This is a genomic window from Pseudonocardia nantongensis, assembly GCF_046546495.1.
Classification (GTDB): Bacteria; Actinomycetota; Actinomycetes; order Mycobacteriales; family Pseudonocardiaceae; genus Pseudonocardia; species Pseudonocardia nantongensis.
This window is the reverse complement of the sequence record NZ_JBKGXT010000006.1, coordinates 200,442-218,811: the sequence shown is the minus strand read 5'-3', so window position 1 is coordinate 218,811 and position 18,370 is coordinate 200,442. Positions and strand designations below refer to the sequence as shown.

11 protein-coding genes are annotated in these 18,370 nt (G+C 69.8%); 9 read left to right on the top strand and 2 right to left on the bottom strand.

Annotated features, from left to right (window positions below):
- Position 1 precedes the first annotated feature (1 nt).
- The 3 genes from ACLFMI_RS09000 to rplL all read left to right on the top strand — a co-directional run bounded on the left by ACLFMI_RS09000 (position 2) and on the right by rplL (position 2,290).
- Positions 2 to 901: a hypothetical protein gene (locus ACLFMI_RS09000; RefSeq protein ID WP_410947287.1), complete on the top strand. Its 900-nt coding sequence runs from the start codon at positions 2 to 4 to the stop codon at positions 899 to 901.
- Between the two features lie 377 nt (positions 902 to 1,278).
- A complete protein-coding gene (gene rplJ / locus ACLFMI_RS08995) occupies positions 1,279 to 1,851 on the top strand; it encodes a 50S ribosomal protein L10 (RefSeq protein WP_410947286.1) in 573 nt (190 codons plus the stop codon).
- A 43-nt stretch (positions 1,852 to 1,894) separates the two neighbouring features.
- Positions 1,895 to 2,290: a 50S ribosomal protein L7/L12 gene (gene rplL / locus ACLFMI_RS08990; protein WP_410947285.1), complete on the top strand. Its 396-nt coding sequence runs from the start codon at positions 1,895 to 1,897 to the stop codon at positions 2,288 to 2,290.
- A gap of 108 nt (positions 2,291 to 2,398) precedes the next feature.
- Here rplL and ACLFMI_RS08985 read toward each other — a convergent pair whose 3' ends face one another.
- The gene (locus ACLFMI_RS08985; RefSeq protein WP_410947284.1) at positions 2,399 to 4,093 is read right to left on the bottom strand and encodes an AMP-binding protein; all 1,695 of its coding nucleotides are present in this window, start codon (positions 4,091 to 4,093) and stop codon (positions 2,399 to 2,401) included.
- Positions 4,094 to 4,698: 605 nt separating this feature from the next.
- Here ACLFMI_RS08985 and rpoB point away from each other — a divergent pair.
- Together rpoB and ACLFMI_RS08975 are read left to right on the top strand one after the other, a co-directional pair.
- Positions 4,699 to 8,208: a DNA-directed RNA polymerase subunit beta gene (gene rpoB, locus ACLFMI_RS08980; RefSeq protein WP_410947283.1), complete on the top strand. Its 3,510-nt coding sequence runs from the start codon at positions 4,699 to 4,701 to the stop codon at positions 8,206 to 8,208.
- Between the two features lie 79 nt (positions 8,209 to 8,287).
- A complete protein-coding gene (locus tag ACLFMI_RS08975) occupies positions 8,288 to 12,199 on the top strand; it encodes a DNA-directed RNA polymerase subunit beta' (protein ID WP_410947282.1) in 3,912 nt (1,303 codons plus the stop codon).
- Between the two features lie 253 nt (positions 12,200 to 12,452).
- Here ACLFMI_RS08975 and ACLFMI_RS08970 read toward each other — a convergent pair whose 3' ends face one another.
- The gene (locus tag ACLFMI_RS08970) at positions 12,453 to 13,349 is read right to left on the bottom strand and encodes an alpha/beta hydrolase fold domain-containing protein (RefSeq protein WP_410947281.1); all 897 of its coding nucleotides are present in this window, start codon (positions 13,347 to 13,349) and stop codon (positions 12,453 to 12,455) included.
- Between the two features lie 602 nt (positions 13,350 to 13,951).
- On the opposite strand from ACLFMI_RS08970, the gene rpsL reads away from it, so the two are divergent.
- The 4 genes from rpsL to tuf all read left to right on the top strand — a co-directional run bounded on the left by rpsL (position 13,952) and on the right by tuf (position 18,254).
- Positions 13,952 to 14,326 (top strand): 30S ribosomal protein S12, encoded by a 375-nt coding sequence (gene rpsL / locus ACLFMI_RS08965; RefSeq protein ID WP_010232377.1) that lies wholly within the window; start codon positions 13,952 to 13,954, stop codon positions 14,324 to 14,326.
- On the top strand, positions 14,326 to 14,796 hold the full coding sequence (gene rpsG, locus ACLFMI_RS08960) for a 30S ribosomal protein S7 (protein ID WP_410947280.1): 471 nt from the start codon (positions 14,326 to 14,328) through the stop codon (positions 14,794 to 14,796). Before rpsL ends, rpsG begins: the two co-directional genes overlap by 1 nt.
- Positions 14,797 to 14,843: 47 nt before the next feature.
- Positions 14,844 to 16,946, top strand: coding sequence for an elongation factor G (gene fusA / locus ACLFMI_RS08955; protein ID WP_410947279.1), 2,103 nt, complete (start codon positions 14,844 to 14,846; stop codon positions 16,944 to 16,946).
- A gap of 114 nt (positions 16,947 to 17,060) precedes the next feature.
- The gene (gene tuf, locus ACLFMI_RS08950) at positions 17,061 to 18,254 is read left to right on the top strand and encodes an elongation factor Tu (protein ID WP_410947278.1); all 1,194 of its coding nucleotides are present in this window, start codon (positions 17,061 to 17,063) and stop codon (positions 18,252 to 18,254) included.
- Positions 18,255 to 18,370 lie beyond the last annotated feature (116 nt).

The following is an 18,370-nucleotide window of genomic DNA, read 5'->3' as shown; positions in this document are numbered from 1 at the left end:
GATGTCCACCCCGCGCCGCCGGCCGACCGGCGGAATCCGTAAGCCCCAGGTCGCCGGGCGCCCCCGCACCGGCCACGCCGATGACGAGGGCACCGAGGCCACCGAGCAGTCCCGCACCGGCGGCGTCGCCGTCGACGAGCGTGCCGCGGCGTCCGCGGAGACCGGGAACGACGTGACGGGCGCCGCGCCCGCGGCGAAGCCGGTCCGTTCCGGCGCCGCGGACGACGACCGCCCGGGCCGTGCCGGCCCGTCCGACGGCTCGGCATCCGGCAGCGCCCCGTCCGACTTCGGGGAGGACGACGCCGGGGAGGAGGACGCCGGGAAGCAGGACGCCGACGAGCACGGCTCCGCGGGTGCGCGCCGCCGGTTCCGGCTGCCGCCCGCGCCCGCCTCCCGGGCCGGGACCGCTGCGCTGCTCGCGGTGACGGTGCTGCTCACCGCGGCTGCGGTGTTCTTCGGCGTCTCCTGGTACCGCGCCGAGTTCACCGGCGCCTCGGCCAACGCCGCGCTCACCGACGTCGGGGCCACCGCGCAGATCAACGAGCAGATCGGCGAGGCGGTCACGAAGGTCTACTCGTTCGACCACACCCGGCTCGAACAGGCCGAGGCCGATGCCCGCGCGGTGATCACCCCGGCCTTCGCGCCCGAGTTCGAGCGGATCTTCGGCAGCGTCCGGGAGCTCGCGCCGCAGCAGCAGGCCGTGGTCACCGCGACGATCCCGAAGTCCGCGGTGCAGAGCGTGCAGGGCGACCGGGCCTCGGTCTACCTGTTCGTGAACCAGGTGATCCGCCGGCAGGCCGACGGCGGCGCCCCGCAGGAGGGGTCGGCCGCGGCCCGGCTGCGGGTCGAGGCGGAGTACCTCGACGGTCGTTGGAAGATCGCGAGCATGACGCCGGCCTGATCCCGGCCTGATCCCGGCCTGATTCCGGTCGGGCCCGGGAGCACCCGCCGCCCGCGCCCCGCCCACCCCCGCGCCGGGGTGCGCGGGGCACAGGCGTATCGTGGTCGCCGATCCACCGAAGACCGCAGGTCTGCGTCCGGTTCCGTGTTCTGCACGGCCCCGGGTGCACGAAGGTCCCGGAGTTCTCCGGGCGACCCGCGCAGGAGGACGAGGCCCGGCCGGGCGCCCACACGCGTCCCGCTGCCGTTCACGCCCCGTGCCCTGCGCACGGGGCGTTCGTCGTTCCCGGGGTCTGCGAGAAGCGGTGGCGCACCACTGCAACATCGCCGAGGCAACAGCCGAGGCGCCGGTAGCAACCACCCGAGAGGAGGGCAGCGATGGCACGTGCCGACAAGGTTTCGGCGGTCGACGAGATCGCCAACCGGTTCCGCGACTCGTCCGCGTCGGTGGTCACCGAGTACCGCGGGCTCAGCGTGGCCAAGCTGACCCAGCTGCGCTGGGACCTGGGTGAGGCCGCGAAGTTCCGCGTCGCCAAGAACACCCTCGTCAAGCGCGCGGCTGCGGACGCCGGGGTGCAGGGTCTGGACGACCTGCTCGCCGGCCCGACCGCCATCGCCTTCGTCGACGGCGAGCCCGTCGACGCGGCGAAGGCGATCAAGAAGTTCGCCAGGGAGAACCCCGGCCTGAAGATCAAGGGCGGGTACATGGACGGGCGCGCCCTGTCCACGTCCGAGATCGAGCAGCTCGCGGACCTCGAGTCCCGCGAGGTCCTGCTGGCCCAGCTGGCGGGCGCCATGAAGGCGAACCTGTCGAAGGCCGCGAGCCTGTTCAACCAGCCGGCCTCCCAGGTCGCGCGGATGGCCCAGGCGCTGGCCGACAAGCAGGCCGACGGCGGCGAGCCCGCCCCGGCCGAGTCCGCTCCGGCCGACGGCGACTCCGCCGAGAGCTGATCACCACCACCCACCGTCTTTCCGTAGAGAAGGGACCGCCACCATGGCGAAGCTGTCCACCGACGAGCTGCTCGACGCCTTCAAGGAGCTCACGCTCATCGAGCTGTCGGACTTCGTGAAGAAGTTCGAGGAGACCTTCGACGTCACCGCCGCCGCCCCGGTCGCCGTCGCGGCCGCGGGTGCCCCGGCCGCCGGCGGCGAGGCCGCCCCGGTCGAGGAGGAGCAGGACGAGTTCGACGTCGTCATCGACTCCGCGGGCGACAAGAAGATCCAGGTCATCAAGGTCGTCCGCGAGGTCGTCTCGGGCCTGGGCCTGAAGGAGGCCAAGGACCTCGTCGAGTCGGCCCCGAAGGCGCTGCTCGAGGCCGTCAACAAGGAGGCCGCCGACGCGGCCAAGGCCAAGCTGGAGGAGGCCGGCGCCTCGGTCACCATCAAGTGACCCTGGCCCGCTGAGCCGGGCCCGTACGGCCCACCAGCAGCGCCGAAGGGCGGGATCCCCGGTCGGGGGTCCCGCCCTTCGGTGTCTCCGGGGGTGTTTCCGGAGCGGTCAGTCCCGGGTGCGGCCCCGGAGCTCGCGGCGCAGCACCTTGCCGGTGACCGTCTTCGGCACCTCGTCCAGGATCTCCACCTGTCGCGGGTACTTGTAGGCCGCCATCCGCTCCTTGGCGAACGCGATGAGCTCGTCCGGGGTGGTGCCGGCCCCGCCCTTGAGCGACACGAAGGCCTTCACCGTCTCCCCGCGGTACTCGTCGGGCACCCCGACGACGGCGGCCTCCCGTACCGCCTCGTGCTCGTAGAGCACGTCCTCCACCTCGCGCGGCCAGACCTTGTAGCCGCCCGCGTTGATCTGGTCCTTCTTCCGGTCGACGATGTAGAACCAGCCCTCGGCGTCCATGTACCCGACATCGCCGGTGTGCAGCTCGGGCGGCCGTGTCGGATCCCGGAGCAGGCCGTTCGCGGTCTCCTCCGGCTTGTTCCAGTAGCCGGCCACGACCTGCGGGCCGCTGGTGCAGATCTCGCCGACCTCGCCGGGCGGCAGCTCGCCGCCGTCGTCGTCCAGGATCCGGACCACCGTGTTGTAGATCGGGACGCCGACCGAGAGCGCCCCGGACGCGGGGTCGACCGGGCCCTGGGTGCCGATCGGGGTGCCGTGCGACGGCGAGGTCGTCTCGGTCAGGCCGTAGATGTTGTGGATCCAGATGCCGAACATGTCGTGGAACGCGGTCACCGTGGACGGCGGGATCGGCGCCCCGCCGGAGGTGATCGTGGTGAGGCTCGCCAGCGCGTCCCGATCGGCGTTCGGCGCGTTCATCAGCGCGATGAACACGGTGATCGCGCCGACGGTGAAGGTCGGGCGCTCCTCGCGGATCACGTCGATCCCGAGTGCGGGCTCGAACCGGTGGAACAGCACCAGCGGCGCGGCCAGGTACTGGGCCAGCGTGACGTGCCCGATCAGGCCGGTGATGTGGAACAGCGGTGCGATGCCGAGCAGCACGTCGTGGCGGCCGAGGCTGCACCACGCGGCGTAGGCCTGGCTGTTGAACACCACGTTGCCGTGCGTGTTCATCGCGCCCTTGGGCGGGCCGGTGGTGCCGGAGGTGTAGGTCAGGAACGCGGTGTCGCCTGCGTCGAACGACACCGGCGGCGGCGTCGCGCCGCGGAACCGCTCGAGCAGCGCGACCAGGTCGGTGACGTCGGCGCCGCCGGGCTCCATGCCGCCGAGGTCCGGACGTCGTCCGGCCGGGAAGGCCCGCGGGTCGTCGCGGCCCTGGAAGTCCCGCTCGGAGGTGGTGAGCACCGTGCGGACCGCGGTCCGCGGCAGCACCGACGCCGCGACGTCGGCGTAGAGGCCCTCCAGGCAGAGCAGCGCCGTCGCGCCGGAGTCGTCGAGCAGCAGTTCCAGCTCGCGCTCCCGGTTCATCGGGTTGATCGACACCGCGATCCCGCCGGCCTTCCAGGTACCGACCAGGCCGATCACGAACTGCGGCACGTTCTGCAGGTACATCGCCAGCCGGTCGCCGGGGGCGAACCCGGCGTCGCGCAGCCCGACGGCCAGGGCGTCGGTCAGCCGGTCCAGCTCGCGGTAGGTGATCCGGCCGTCGAAGTAGCGCAGCGCGTCCCCGTCGGGGTTGCGCGCGGCCGCGTCGGTGAACATCGACAGCGCGTCGGTGAAGTCCGGGACGATGTCGTGCGGCTGGCCCTCGGCGTACCGGGTCAGCCACGGGCGGTCGGCATAGGCCATGTCTGCGTCTCCCGTGGTCTAGCGGATCGGGATCGGGTCGGCCCCGCGCACGGCGGGCACGGCACTACCGTCGGACATCCTCGTCCTCCACAACGTCGTCGTCGGCGGGTCTCGCGATCCGCGAGGTGATCGTTGGCGCGCGGTGCGGCCGTGTCAACCGGCACCGGGACGGCGCGGGACGACCGGTCGTCCCGGGGGAGTGACCGTTCATCGACGAGGAAGGACTTGACTCGGTGCGCCGGGGAGGTCACCCTTGGGCAACGGTGGTTGCCTGAATGCTGGAATCGGCGACCTGTCTCGACAGCTGCGCTCGCAGCGTCTATAGTCATTCTTTGCGCTGTCTGCGTCCAGCATTGCGTGCCTGCTACCGGGAAGTATCCGGGCCGGCCTCCGGGGAGGTGTCCTCGCGGGTGGGCCGTCGGAGAGGGTCCGGCGGAGCCGGGTACGTGGTCCGGGCGCGCCGTTCAGTGCATGACAACAGACGGCGTGCGACGTGGCCGGCTGCCGGTGCCGATCCGGGGGGACCCCGTACGGATCGAGGGCGACGGTAGCGCTCGCCAACGGCGTACGCCAGACGAGAAGCGCAGTTCTCGGAAGGACGCATCTTGGCTGTCTCCCGCGCCGCCGCGACCACCTCGACCCTCGCCGCTTCGGCAAACCCGAACTACCCCGGCGCCCCCAACCGGGTCACCTTCGCGAAGATCTCCGAGCCACTGGAGGTTCCGGATCTACTGGATCTGCAGATCCAGTCCTACGAGTGGCTGGTCGGCAGCGAGCCGTGGTTCCAGCGGCGGATCGACGCCGGGGACGAGCTCCCGGTCAGCGGGCTGGAGGAGATCCTCACCGAGATCTCGCCGATCGAGGACTTCTCCGGCTCGATGTCGCTGTCCTTCTCCGACCCCCGCTTCGACGAGGTCAAGGCCTCGGTCGAGGAGTGCCGGGACAAGGACATGACCTACGGTGCCCCGCTGTTCGTCACGGCGGAGTTCACGAACAACACCACCGGCGAGATCAAGTCCCAGACGGTCTTCATGGGTGAGTTCCCGGTGATGACCGACAAGGGCACGTTCATCATCAACGGCACCGAGCGCGTCGTCGTGTCGCAGCTCGTGCGGTCGCCGGGGGTGTACTTCGACCACTCGATCGACAAGACGACGGAGAAGGACGTCTACTCGGTCAAGCTCATCCCGAGCCGGGGTGCGTGGCTGGAGTTCGACGTCGACAAGCGGGACACCGTCGGCGTCCGGATCGACCGCAAGCGCCGCCAGCCGGTGACCGTCCTGCTGAAGGCACTGGGCTGGACCGCCGAGCAGATCGGCGAGCGCTTCGGGTTCTCCGAGACGATCATGACCACGCTGGAGAAGGACAACACCGCGGGTCAGGACGAGGCGCTGCTCGACATCTACCGCAAGCTGCGCCCCGGCGAGCCGCCGACCCGGGAGAGCGCCCAGGCCCTGCTGGAGAACCTGTTCTTCAAGGACAAGCGCTACGACATGGCCAAGGTCGGGCGCTACAAGGCCAACAAGAAGCTGGGCCTGGACGTCGACACCACGATCGGCACGCTGACCGAGGACGACGTCGCCACCACCATCGAGTACCTCGTGCGGCTGCACGCCGGCGAGACCGCGATGACGGTCGGCTCGGGGGACGCGGCCGTCGAGATCCCGGTCGAGACCGACGACATCGACCACTTCGGCAACCGGCGTCTGCGCACCGTCGGTGAGCTGATCCAGAACCAGGTCCGGGTCGGCCTGTCCCGCACCGAGCGCGTCGTCCGCGAGCGGATGACCACGCAGGACGTCGAGGCCATCACGCCGCAGACCCTGATCAACACCCGGCCGATCACGGCCGCGATCCGGGAGTTCTTCGGCACCTCGCAGCTGTCCCAGTTCATGGACCAGCACAACCCCCTCGCCGGCCTGACCCACAAGCGCCGCCTGTCGGCGCTCGGCCCGGGCGGCCTGTCCCGGGAGCGGGCCGGCATGGAGGTCCGGGACGTGCACCCGTCGCACTACGGCCGGATGTGCCCGATCGAGACCCCGGAGGGCCCGAACATCGGCCTGATCGGGTCGCTGTCGTCGTTCGCGCGGGTCAACCCGTTCGGCTTCATCGAGACCCCGTACCGCAAGGTCACCGAGGGTGTCGTCACCGAGCAGATCGACTACCTGACCGCGGACGAGGAGGACCGGTTCGTCGTCGCACAGGCGAACGCCCGGCTGAACGCGGACGGCTCCTTCGCCGAGGACCGGATCCTGGTGCGCCGCAAGGGTGGCGAGGTCGACCTGATCTCGCCGTCCGGGGTCGAGTACATGGACGTCTCGCCGCGTCAGATGGTGTCGGTCGCGACCGCGATGATCCCGTTCCTGGAGCACGACGACGCGAACCGCGCGCTGATGGGCGCGAACATGCAGCGCCAGTCGGTGCCGCTGCTGCGCTCCGAGTCGCCGCTGGTCGGCACCGGCATGGAGCTGCGCGCCGCGGTCGACGCGGGTGACGTCGTGGTGGCCCAGCGGGCCGGTGTGGTCGAGGAGCTGTGCGCCGACTACATCACGGTGATGGACGACGAGGGGCAGCGCGAGACCTACCGCCTCAACAAGTTCCGCCGCTCCAACCAGGGCACCTGCAACAACCACAAGCCGATCGTCGACGAGGGCGCCCGGGTCGAGGTGGGCCAGGTGCTCGCCGACGGGCCGTGCACCGAGAACGGCGAGATGGCGCTGGGCAAGAACCTCCTGGTCGGCATCATGCCGTGGGAGGGGCACAACTACGAGGACGCGATCATCCTCTCGCAGCGCCTGGTGCAGGACGACGTGCTGACGTCGATCCACATCGAGGAGCACGAGGTCGACGCCCGGGACACCAAGCTGGGCGCCGAGGAGATCACCCGGGACATCCCGAACGTCTCCGAGGACGTGCTCGCCGACCTCGACGAGCGCGGCATCATCCGGATCGGTGCCGAGGTCCAGCCCGGCGACATCCTGGTCGGCAAGGTGACGCCGAAGGGCGAGACCGAGCTGACCCCGGAGGAGCGGCTGCTGCGCGCGATCTTCGGTGAGAAGGCGCGCGAGGTGCGCGATACCTCGCTGAAGGTGCCGCACGGCGAGAACGGCAAGGTCATCGGCATCCGGGTGTTCTCCCGGGACGACGACGACGAGCTGGCCCCCGGCGTGAACGAGCTGGTCCGCGTCTACGTGGCCCAGAAGCGGAAGATCTCGGACGGCGACAAGCTCGCCGGCCGGCACGGCAACAAGGGCGTCATCGGCAAGATCCTGCCGGTCGAGGACATGCCGTTCCTCGAGGACGGCACGCCGCTCGACATCATCCTGAACACCCACGGTGTGCCGCGCCGGATGAACATCGGCCAGATCCTGGAGACCCACCTCGGGTGGATCGCCAAGACCGGCTGGGAGATCGAGGGCGAGCCGGACTGGGCGTCCCAGATTCCCGAGGAGCTGTACTCGGTCTCCGCCGACACCAAGACCGCCACCCCGGTGTTCGACGGTGCCCGGGAGAACGAGATCACCGGCCTGCTCGGCAGCACCCTGCCGAACCGGGACGGCGAGCGGATGGTCAAGGCGGACGGCAAGGCGCAGCTGCTGGACGGGCGCTCGGGCGAGCCGTACCCGTTCCCGGTCGCGGTCGGCTACATGTACATCCTGAAGCTGGCCCACCTGGTGGACGACAAGATCCACGCCCGGTCGACCGGCCCGTACTCGATGATCACCCAGCAGCCGCTGGGCGGTAAGGCGCAGTTCGGTGGTCAGCGCTTCGGCGAGATGGAGTGCTGGGCGATGCAGGCCTACGGCGCGGCCTACACCCTGCAGGAGCTGCTGACGATCAAGTCCGACGACGTCGTGGGCCGGGTCAAGGTCTACGAGGCGATCGTCAAGGGCGAGAACATCCCGGAGCCGGGGATCCCCGAGTCGTTCAAGGTGCTGCTCAAGGAGCTGCAGTCGCTGTGCCTGAACGTCGAGGTGCTCTCCAGCGACGGTGCGGCGATCGAGATGCGGGACGCCGACGACGAGGACCTCGAGCGGGCCGCGGCGAATCTGGGCATCAACCTGTCCAGTCGTCCGGGCTCGGAGTCGATGACCGTCGACGACGTCGTCAATTGAGAGTCGGGGGGCTCCGCCCCCCGACGACCCCCCGAAAAGCAACTAGCTGAACCGCTTCTAACGGGATTAGAGGACATACGTGCTCGACGTCAACTTCTTCGACGAACTGCGCATCGGCCTGGCCACCGCCGAGGGCATCCGCCAGTGGTCGCACGGCGAGGTCAAGAAGCCGGAGACCATCAACTACCGCACCCTGAAGCCGGAGAAGGACGGGCTCTTCTGCGAGAAGATCTTCGGTCCGACCCGGGACTGGGAGTGCTACTGCGGCAAGTACAAGCGCGTCCGCTTCAAGGGCATCATCTGCGAGCGCTGCGGCGTGGAGGTCACCCGCGCCAAGGTGCGCCGTGAGCGGATGGGCCACATCGAGCTGGCCGCCCCGGTCACCCACATCTGGTACTTCAAGGGCGTCCCGAGCCGGCTGGGCTACCTGCTCGACCTGGCCCCCAAGGACCTCGAGAAGATCATCTACTTCGCGGCGTACGTGATCACCTCGGTGAACACCGAGCTGCGGCACAACGACATGTCCACGCTCGAGAACGAGATGAGCGTGGAGCGCAAGCGGATCGAGCAGACCCGCGACGCCGACCTGGAGGCCCGCGCCCAGAAGCTCGAGCAGGACATCGCCGAGCTCGAGGCCGAGGGCGCCAAGGGCGACGTGCGCCGCAAGGTCAAGGACGGCGGCGAACGGGAGATGCGCCAGCTCCGGGAACGGGCCCAGCGTGACCTGGACCGGCTCGAGGAGATCTGGAACACCTTCACCAAGCTCGACGTGCAGCAGCTGATCTCGGACGAGTCGATCTACCGCGAGCTGTACGACCGCTACGGCGACTACTTCACCGGCGCCATGGGTGCCGAGGCGATCCAGAAGCTGCTGGAGAACTTCGACATCGAGGCCGAGGCCGAGAAGCTGCGCGAGATCATCCGGTCCGGCAAGGGCCAGAAGAAGCTGCGCGCGCTCAAGCGGCTCAAGGTCGTCGCGGCGTTCCAGTCCACCGGCAACTCGCCGATGGGCATGGTGCTCGACTGCGTGCCGGTCATCCCGCCGGACCTGCGCCCGATGGTGCAGCTCGACGGCGGCCGGTTCGCCACGTCGGACCTGAACGACCTGTACCGCCGGGTCATCAACCGCAACAACCGCCTCAAGCGACTGATCGACCTCGGCGCGCCCGAGATCATCGTCAACAACGAGAAGCGGATGCTGCAGGAGTCCGTCGACGCGCTGTTCGACAACGGCCGTCGAGGCCGCCCTGTTACGGGACCCGGCAACCGCCCGCTCAAGTCCCTGTCCGACCTGCTGAAGGGCAAGCAGGGCCGGTTCCGCCAGAACCTGCTCGGCAAGCGCGTCGACTACTCGGGCCGCTCGGTCATCGTCGTCGGCCCGCAGCTGCAGCTGCACCAGTGCGGCCTGCCCAAGCAGATGGCCCTGGAGCTGTTCAAGCCGTTCGTGATGAAGCGCCTGGTGGATCTCAACCACGCGCAGAACATCAAGTCGGCCAAGCGGATGGTCGAGCGCGGCCGTTCGCAGGTGTGGGACGTGCTCGAGGAGGTCATCTCCGAGCACCCGGTGCTGCTGAACCGGGCACCGACGCTGCACCGCCTCGGCATCCAGGCCTTCGAGCCGCAGCTGGTGGAGGGCAAGGCCATCCAGCTGCACCCGCTGGTCTGCGAGGCGTTCAACGCGGACTTCGACGGTGACCAGATGGCGGTGCACCTGCCGCTGTCGGCCGAGGCGCAGTCCGAGGCCCGGGTCCTGATGCTGTCGTCGAACAACATCCTGTCCCCGGCGTCCGGCCGGCCGCTGGCGATGCCCCGCCTGGACATGGTGACGGGTCTGTTCCACCTGACCCGGCAGCGCGACGAGGCCGAGGGCAACGGCAACTACTACGGCTCCTCGGCCGAGGCGATCATGGCCTACGACCGCAAGGTGCTGCACCTGCAGGCGCCGATCAAGATCCGGCTCCCGGACGTGACCCCGACCCCCGGGGCGCCGGCCGAGGCGGTGTCCGAGGACGGCGTCTGGCGGGCCGAGACGACCCTGGGCCGGGTGCTGTTCAACGAGCTGCTCCCGGCGGACTACCCGTTCATCAACGAGCCGCTGCCGAAGAAGCGCCAGGCGATGATCATCAACGACCTGGCCGAGCGGTACTCGATGACCGAGGTCGCGCAGGTGCTGGACCGGCTCAAGGACGCCGGCTTCTACTGGGCGACCCGCTCGGGCGTGACCCTCGCGATCGACGACGTCGTGGTCCCGCCGAACAAGCAGGAGATCCTCGACTCGTACGAGGCCAAGGCCGACCAGATCAACAAGCGCTACCAGCGCGGTGCCCTGTCGCACCAGGAACGCAACGACGAGATGGTCAAGATCTGGTCGCAGGCCTCCGAGGAGGTCGCGCGGTCCATGGAGGAGAACTTCCCCCAGGAGAACCCGATCCCGACGATCGTGCAGTCCGGTGCCGCCGGGAACATGGCCCAGGTCCGCCAGCTGGCGGGCATGAAGGGCCTGGTGGCCAACCCCAAGGGCGAGTACATCCCGCGGCCGATCAAGTCGAACTTCCGCGAGGGCCTGTCGGTGCTGGAGTACTTCATCTCCACGCACGGCACCCGGAAGGGTCTGGCGGACACCGCCCTGCGGACCGCCGACTCGGGCTACCTGACCCGCCGCCTGGTCGACGTCTCGCAGGACGTCATCGTCCGGGAGGTCGACTGCGGCACCGAGCGCGCGGTCACCATGCCGGTCACCGAGGAGACCAGCGACGGGCGGCTGATCCCGCACCGCTACCTGCGTACCTCGGTGTACGCCCGGTCCTCCGCCGAGGACGTCACGGCGCCGGACGGCACGGTGATCGTCGGCAAGGGCGACGACCTCGGCGACCCGGCGCTGGACGCGCTGGTCGAGGCCGGCATCCGGCAGATCCGGGTGCGCTCGGCGCTGACCTGCGCCTCGGCCACCGGCATCTGCGGGCGCTGCTACGGTCGCTCGATGGCCACCGGCCAGCTGGTGGACGTCGGCGAGGCCGTCGGCATCGTGGCCGCGCAGTCCATCGGTGAGCCGGGCACCCAGCTGACGATGCGTACCTTCCACATCGGCGGCGTGGCCGGCGACGACATCACGACCGGTCTGCCGCGTGTCACCGAGCTCTTCGAGGCCCGGGTCCCGCGCGGCAAGGCGCCGATCGCCGACGTCGACGGCCGGATCCGGATCGAGGACGGCGACCGCTTCTGGAAGATCACGCTGGTTCCGGACGACGGCGGCGAGGAAATCGTCTACGAGAAGCTGTCCAAGCGGCAGTGGCTCGGGATGACCTCGGTCGACGGCGTCGAGCGGCCGCTGGCCGACGGCGACCACGTGCACGTCGGGCAGCTGCTCCTGGAGGGCACCGCCGACCCGCACGAGGTGCTGCGCGTCATGGGCCCGCGCGAGGTGCAGCTGTTCCTCACGCGTGAGGTGCAGAAGGTCTACCGCACGCAGAGCGTGGACATCCACGACAAGCACATCGAGGTGATCGTCCGGCAGATGCTGCGCCGGGTGACGATCATCGACTCGGGCGCGACCGAGTTCCTGCCCGGCGCGCTGGCCGAGCGGGGCGAGTTCGAGTCGGAGAACCGCCGGGTCGTCGCCGAGGGGCACGAGCCGGCCTCCGGTCGCCCGGTGCTGATGGGGATCACGAAGGCCTCGCTGGCGACGGAGTCGTGGCTGTCCGCGGCCTCGTTCCAGGAGACCACCCGGATCCTCACCGATGCCGCGATCAACGGAAAGCGCGACAAGCTCGTCGGGCTGAAGGAGAACGTGATCATCGGCAAGCTGATCCCGGCCGGTACCGGCATCAACCGGTACCGCAACATCCAGGTCCAGCCGACCGAGGAGGCCCGCGCGGCCGCCTACGCGCTGCCGAGCTACGACGACGGCTACTACGGCCCCGACGTGTTCGGCACGGGCACCGGTGCCGCGGTGCCGCTGGACGACTACGACTTCGGGCGCGACTACCGCTAGGCGTCGTCGCGACACGTCCCGGGCCCGCGACGGTGGGCCCGGGACGGCCCGGAGGGTCCCGGACGGGGCCGGACACCGCTCTCCCGTGGCGGTGACCGGCCCCGTTCGTGCGTTCGCCCCCAGCGCCGCCGGGCCGCCCCCGCGCGCTGACTTTCCCGCCGAGATGCAGCTCAGCGGGCCCTGGAGATCGAGGACCCCCGCTGAACCGCATCTCGGCGGGGAACGCGGCCGGACGGACCGGGTGCGGCCGGGATCAGCGGGCGCAGGCGGCCCGCAGGGCCAGGCCCAGGGCGCGCAGCGCGTCGTCGGCCTCGGCGAGCGACCCGGCCAGCGTCGGGAACGCGTGCCACATGCCCTCGGCCCGGTGGTAGCTGACCGGGGTGCCGGCGGCCCGGGCCCGCTCGACGAGCGCGTCGGCGTCGTCGACCAGCACCTCGTCCGCGCCGGCGACCACGTGCAGCGGCGGCAGCCCGGACAGGTCGGCGTCCAGCGGGCGCAGCTCGGGCGCGCCGGTGCCGTCGGGTGCGTAGTCGGCGACCGCCGCCGCGAGCCAGGCCGGGTCGAGCATCGCGTCGCTCGCGGCGTTGCGGGACAGCGCGTCCGCGGTGCACGAGAGGTCCACCCACGGGGAGATCAGCCCGATCGCGCCCGGCAGGTCCTCGCCTTCGGCGCGCAGCCGCAGCAGCAACGCCAGTGCCAGCCCGCCGCCGGCCGAGTCACCGGCGAGCGCGATCCGCCGGGCCGGGTGGCCGGCCGCCCGCAGCGCGCGCCACGCGGCCAGGGCGTCGTCCAGCCCGGCCGGGAACGGGTGTTCCGGGGCGAGCCGGTAGGCCGGGGCGTGCACCGGCGTGCCGGTGGCGTGCGCCAGCCCGGCGAGCAGCGGGCGGTGCGAGGCGGACGACCCGACCAGGTACCCGCCCCCGTGCAGGTACAGGACCCGGTGCGGGCCGAACGGGCCGGGCGGGGCCAGCACCTCGGTGGGCACCCCGCCGAGCTCGCCCCGGGCCCGCCGGGTGCCGCGGGGGAGCGGCAGCCCGGCCCCGACGAGGTCGAGCCCACGGCGGCGGAACGGGAGGGGTAGGGTCGAGGACAGCAGCGGCGCGACGAGCGCCCGGGTGGCGAGGCGGTTGACCGCCGTCGGCAGGTGCATACCGGACGGTAACCACCGGCCGGAGCCCGTCCGGTGCACGACGTCGCCCAACCCCGGCCGACCGCGACGAGCGGACGCCGATCTGCGACGAGCGGGTGAGTCGCCTTGCCTCACGCCTCGTCGTACGGCAGTGTCGGGACCAGCAGGTCTCCTCCGGATGCCGCCACGGCGGGTCCCGGAGGATCGCAGAGGACTTCCGCAGCCCCCGGAAGTCCCGCAGGTGGGGCCCCGAACGGACCCGCTTTGACCGTCTCTCAGAGGGCCGAGTACTCTTATGCCTTGCGCCCGACCTCGGTCGGGCCAATCCGCGTGCTTCGTAGCGCCCGGACCCACACGGCAGGATCGTGGTCGGGGACCCGTCAGGGTCCCGGCGCTCGCCGGACGGGTCGTGAGGCGGTCCGGTGAAGGGCACGGCGGACGTCCCGAAAGCCTCGGCGGGGTTTCCCGCTCCGGCGTGCCGGGGCGACACGCCCGACCTCGGGGTTCGGCGCGACGGCGGTGGAGCCAGTGGCCATGCCGGCGCCCGAACCCCGGACTTGAACACGAGACAGCGACTACAGCGACACAGTCGAGCCACGTCGACGGGAAGAAGTAGACGGTTCATGCCCACGATCCAGCAGCTGGTCCGCAAGGGCCGCGAGGACAAGGTCGCGAAGACCAAGACCGCAGCGCTCAAGGGCAGCCCCCAGCGCCGCGGGGTCTGCACCCGCGTGTACACGACCACCCCGAAGAAGCCCAACTCCGCGCTGCGCAAGGTCGCCCGCGTCCGGCTGTCGAGCGGCATCGAGGTGACCGCGTACATCCCGGGTGAGGGCCACAACCTGCAGGAGCACTCCATCGTGCTGGTGCGCGGCGGCCGTGTGAAGGACCTCCCGGGCGTGCGCTACAAGGTGATCCGCGGCTCGCTGGACACCCAGGGCGTGAAGAACCGCAAGCAGTCCCGTAGCCGCTACGGCGCGAAGAAGGAGAAGAGCTGATGCCCCGCAAGGGCCCCGCCCCGAAGCGTCCGTTGGTCTCGGACCCGGTCTACGGCTCGCCGCTGGTCACGCAGCTGGTGAACAAGGTTCTCAAGGACGGTAAGCGCTCGCTGGCCGAGCGGATCGTCTACGCCGCGCTCGAGGGCACCCGCGACAAGACCGGCACCGACCCGGTCGTCACGCTGAAGCGTGCGCTGGACAACGTGAAGCCGGCCCTCGAGGTCCGCAGCCGCCGGGTCGGTGGCGCGACCTACCAGGTCCCGGTCGAGGTGCGCGCATCCCGGCAGACCACCCTGGGCCTGCGCTGGCTGGTCACCTACTCCGGGCAGCGCCGGGAGAAGACCATGGTCGACCGCCTGATGAACGAGCTGCTCGACGCCAGCAACGGCCTGGGTGCCAGCGTCAAGCGGCGCGAGGACATCCACAAGATGGCGGAGTCGAACCGCGCCTTCGCCCACTACCGCTGGTGACCGGCCGACCGTCGGGTGCCATCTCGCGATCGAGGGAGAGCTGAGCAGTGGCAGCACAGGACGTGCTGACGGACCTCACGAAGGTCCGCAACATCGGCATCATGGCCCACATCGACGCCGGTAAGACCACCACGACCGAGCGGATCCTGTACTACACCGGGATCAACTACAAGCTCGGTGAGGTGCACGACGGCGCCGCCACCATGGACTGGATGGAGGAGGAGCAGAAGCGCGGCATCACGATCACGTCGGCCGCGACGACCTGCTTCTGGGACAACCACCAGATCAACATCATCGACACCCCCGGGCACGTCGACTTCACCGTCGAGGTGGAGCGCAACCTGCGGGTGCTCGACGGCGCCGTCGCGGTCTTCGACGGCAAGGAAGGCGTGGAGCCCCAGTCCGAGCAGGTCTGGCGGCAGGCGAGCAAGTACGACGTCCCGCGGATCTGCTTCGTCAACAAGATGGACAAGCTGGGCGCGGACTTCTACTTCACGGTCCAGACCATCAAGGACCGGCTGAACGCCACCCCGCTGCCGCTGCAGCTGCCGATCGGCACCGAGAGCGACTTCATCGGCGTCGTCGATCTGGTCCAGATGCGGGCGCTGACCTGGCGCGGCGAGGTCAAGAAGGGCGAGGACTACGCGGTCGAGGAGATCCCGGCCGACCTCGTGGACCGGGCCCAGGAGTACCGGACCCAGCTCATCGAGGCCGTCGCGGAGACCGACGACGCCCTGATGGAGGCCTACTTCGGCGGTGAGGAGCTCACCGTCGACCAGATCAAGGCCGGGATCCGCGCGCTGGTGACCAACCGCGCCGCCTACCCGGTCCTGTGCGGCTCGGCGTTCAAGAACAAGGGTGTCCAGCCGATGCTGGACGCGGTGATCGAGTACCTGCCGTCGCCGTACGACCTGCCGCCGGTCGAGGGCTTCCTGACCGACGGGGAGACCCCGGCCAGCCGCAAGCCGGCCAAGGACGAGCCGTTCGCCGCCCTGGCGTTCAAGATCTCCGCGCACCCGTTCTACGGCAAGCTCACCTACGTCCGGGTCTACTCCGGGCGGGTCGCGCAGGGCGCGCAGATCATGAACTCGACCAAGGACCGCAAGGAGCGCATCGGGAAGATCTTCCAGATGCACTCCAACAAGGAGAACCCGGTCGACGAGGCGATGGCCGGGCACATCTACGCGATCGTCGGCATGAAGGACACGACCACCGGCGAGACGCTCTGCGACCCGCAGAACCCGATCGTGCTCGAGTCGATGACCTTCCCGGAACCGGTCATCCAGGTAGCGGTCGAGCCGAAGTCGAAGGCCGACCAGGAGAAGCTCTCCACGGCGATCCAGCGGCTCGCCGAGGAGGACCCGACGTTCCAGGTGTCCCTGGACGACGAGACCGGCCAGACCATCCTGGCGGGCATGGGCGAGCTGCACCTCGAGGTGCTCGTCAACCGGATGAAGAGCGACTTCAAGGTCGAGGCCAACATCGGCAAGCCGCAGGTCGCCTACCGGGAGACCATCAAGCAGCCGGTCATCAAGTTCGAGTACACGCACAAGAAGCAGACCGGTGGTTCGGGCCAGTTCGCCCGGGTCATCATGAACCTGGAGCCCCTCACCGGGGGCGACGGTGCGCTGTACGAGTTCGAGAACAAGGTCACCGGTGGCCGCATCCCCCGGGAGTACATCCCGTCGGTGGACGCCGGTGTCCAGGACGCCATGCAGTACGGCATCCTCGCGGGCTACCCCGTGGTCGGTGTCAAGTGCACCCTGACGGACGGCCAGTACCACGAGGTCGACTCGTCCGAGATGGCGTTCAAGGTGGCCGGCTCGATGGCGTTCAAGGAGGCGGCCCACAAGGCGAAGCCCGCCATCCTCGAGCCCATGATGGCGGTCGAGGTCACGACGCCCGAGGACTACATGGGCGATGTGATCGGCGATCTGAACTCCCGCCGCGGCCAGGTCCAGGCCATGGAGGAGCGGGCAGGCGCTCGCGTCGTGAAGGCGCTCGTGCCGCTGTCCGAGATGTTCGGCTACGTCGGCGACCTGCGGTCGCGGACCCAGGGCCGGGCGAACTACACGATGGTGTTCGACTCGTACGCGGAGGTTCCGGCCAACGTGGCGAAGGAGATCATCGCGAAGGAGACGGGCGAGTAAGAGGCGCGTGCCGCGGACCTGTAGGGTCCGCGGCCCGCTCCCTTCGAACCGGAGCATTCCCAGACCTGCCGTCAGCACGGCGGACAAGAAAACTCAGTCCAGGAGGACCCTGCAGTGGCGAAGGCGAAGTTCGAGCGGAACAAGCCGCACGTCAACATCGGCACCATTGGTCACATCGACCACGGCAAGACCACGCTGACGGCGGCCATCACCAAGGTTCTGCACGACAAGTTCCCGAACCTCAACGATGCTTCGGCATTCGACATGATCGACAAGGCGCCGGAGGAGCGCCAGCGCGGTATCACGATCTCCATCGCGCACGTCGAGTACCAGACCGAGAAGCGGCACTACGCGCACGTCGACTGCCCCGGGCACGCCGACTACGTGAAGAACATGATCACCGGTGCCGCCCAGATGGACGGCGCGATCCTGGTGGTCGCCGCGACCGACGGCCCGATGCCCCAGACCCGTGAGCACGTGCTGCTCGCGCGTCAGGTCGGCGTGCCCTACATCGTCGTCGCGCTGAACAAGGCCGACATGGTCGACGACGAGGAGATCATGGAGCTCGTCGAGATGGAGGTCCGCGAGCTCCTCTCCGAGCAGGACTACCCGGGCGACGACCTCCCGATCGTGCGCGTCTCGGCGCTGAAGGCGCTCGAGGGCGACGACGAGTGGGCGAACGCCATCGTCTCGTTGATGGATGCGGTCGACGACGCGATCCCGGAGCCGGAGCGCGACATCGAGAAGCCGTTCCTGATGCCGGTCGAGGACGTCTTCACGATCACCGGTCGTGGCACGGTCGTCACCGGCCGCGTCGAGCGCGGCATCGTGAAGGTGAACGAGGAGGTCGAGATCGTCGGCATCCGGCCGAAGTCGACCAAGACCACGGTCACCGGTGTCGAGATGTTCCGCAAGATCCTCGACGAGGGGCGTGCCGGCGAGAACGTCGGCCTGCTGCTCCGCGGCATCAAGCGGGACGACGTCGAGCGCGGCCAGGTCGTCGTGAAGACGGGTTCGATCACCCCGCACACCGAGTTCGAGGGCCAGGTGTACATCCTGGGCAAGGACGAGGGCGGCCGTCACACCCCGTTCTTCAACAACTACCGTCCGCAGTTCTACTTCCGGACGACCGACGTGACCGGCGTCGTGACCCTGCCGCAGGGCACCGAGATGGTCATGCCGGGTGACAACACCGGCATGAGCGTTCAGCTGATCCAGCCGATCGCCATGGAGGAGGGCCTGCAGTTCGCCATCCGCGAGGGTGGTCGTACCGTGGGCGCCGGCCAGGTCACCAAGATCAGCAAGTGAGGACGCGGGGTGGTCGGAACGCCGGCCACCCCGCACCCCACCCCGGTCGAGGGCGCCGTACTGGCGTATGGCATCCTTGACGGGTTGCACGATGAGCGTGGCGCGTGGAGGCGCCG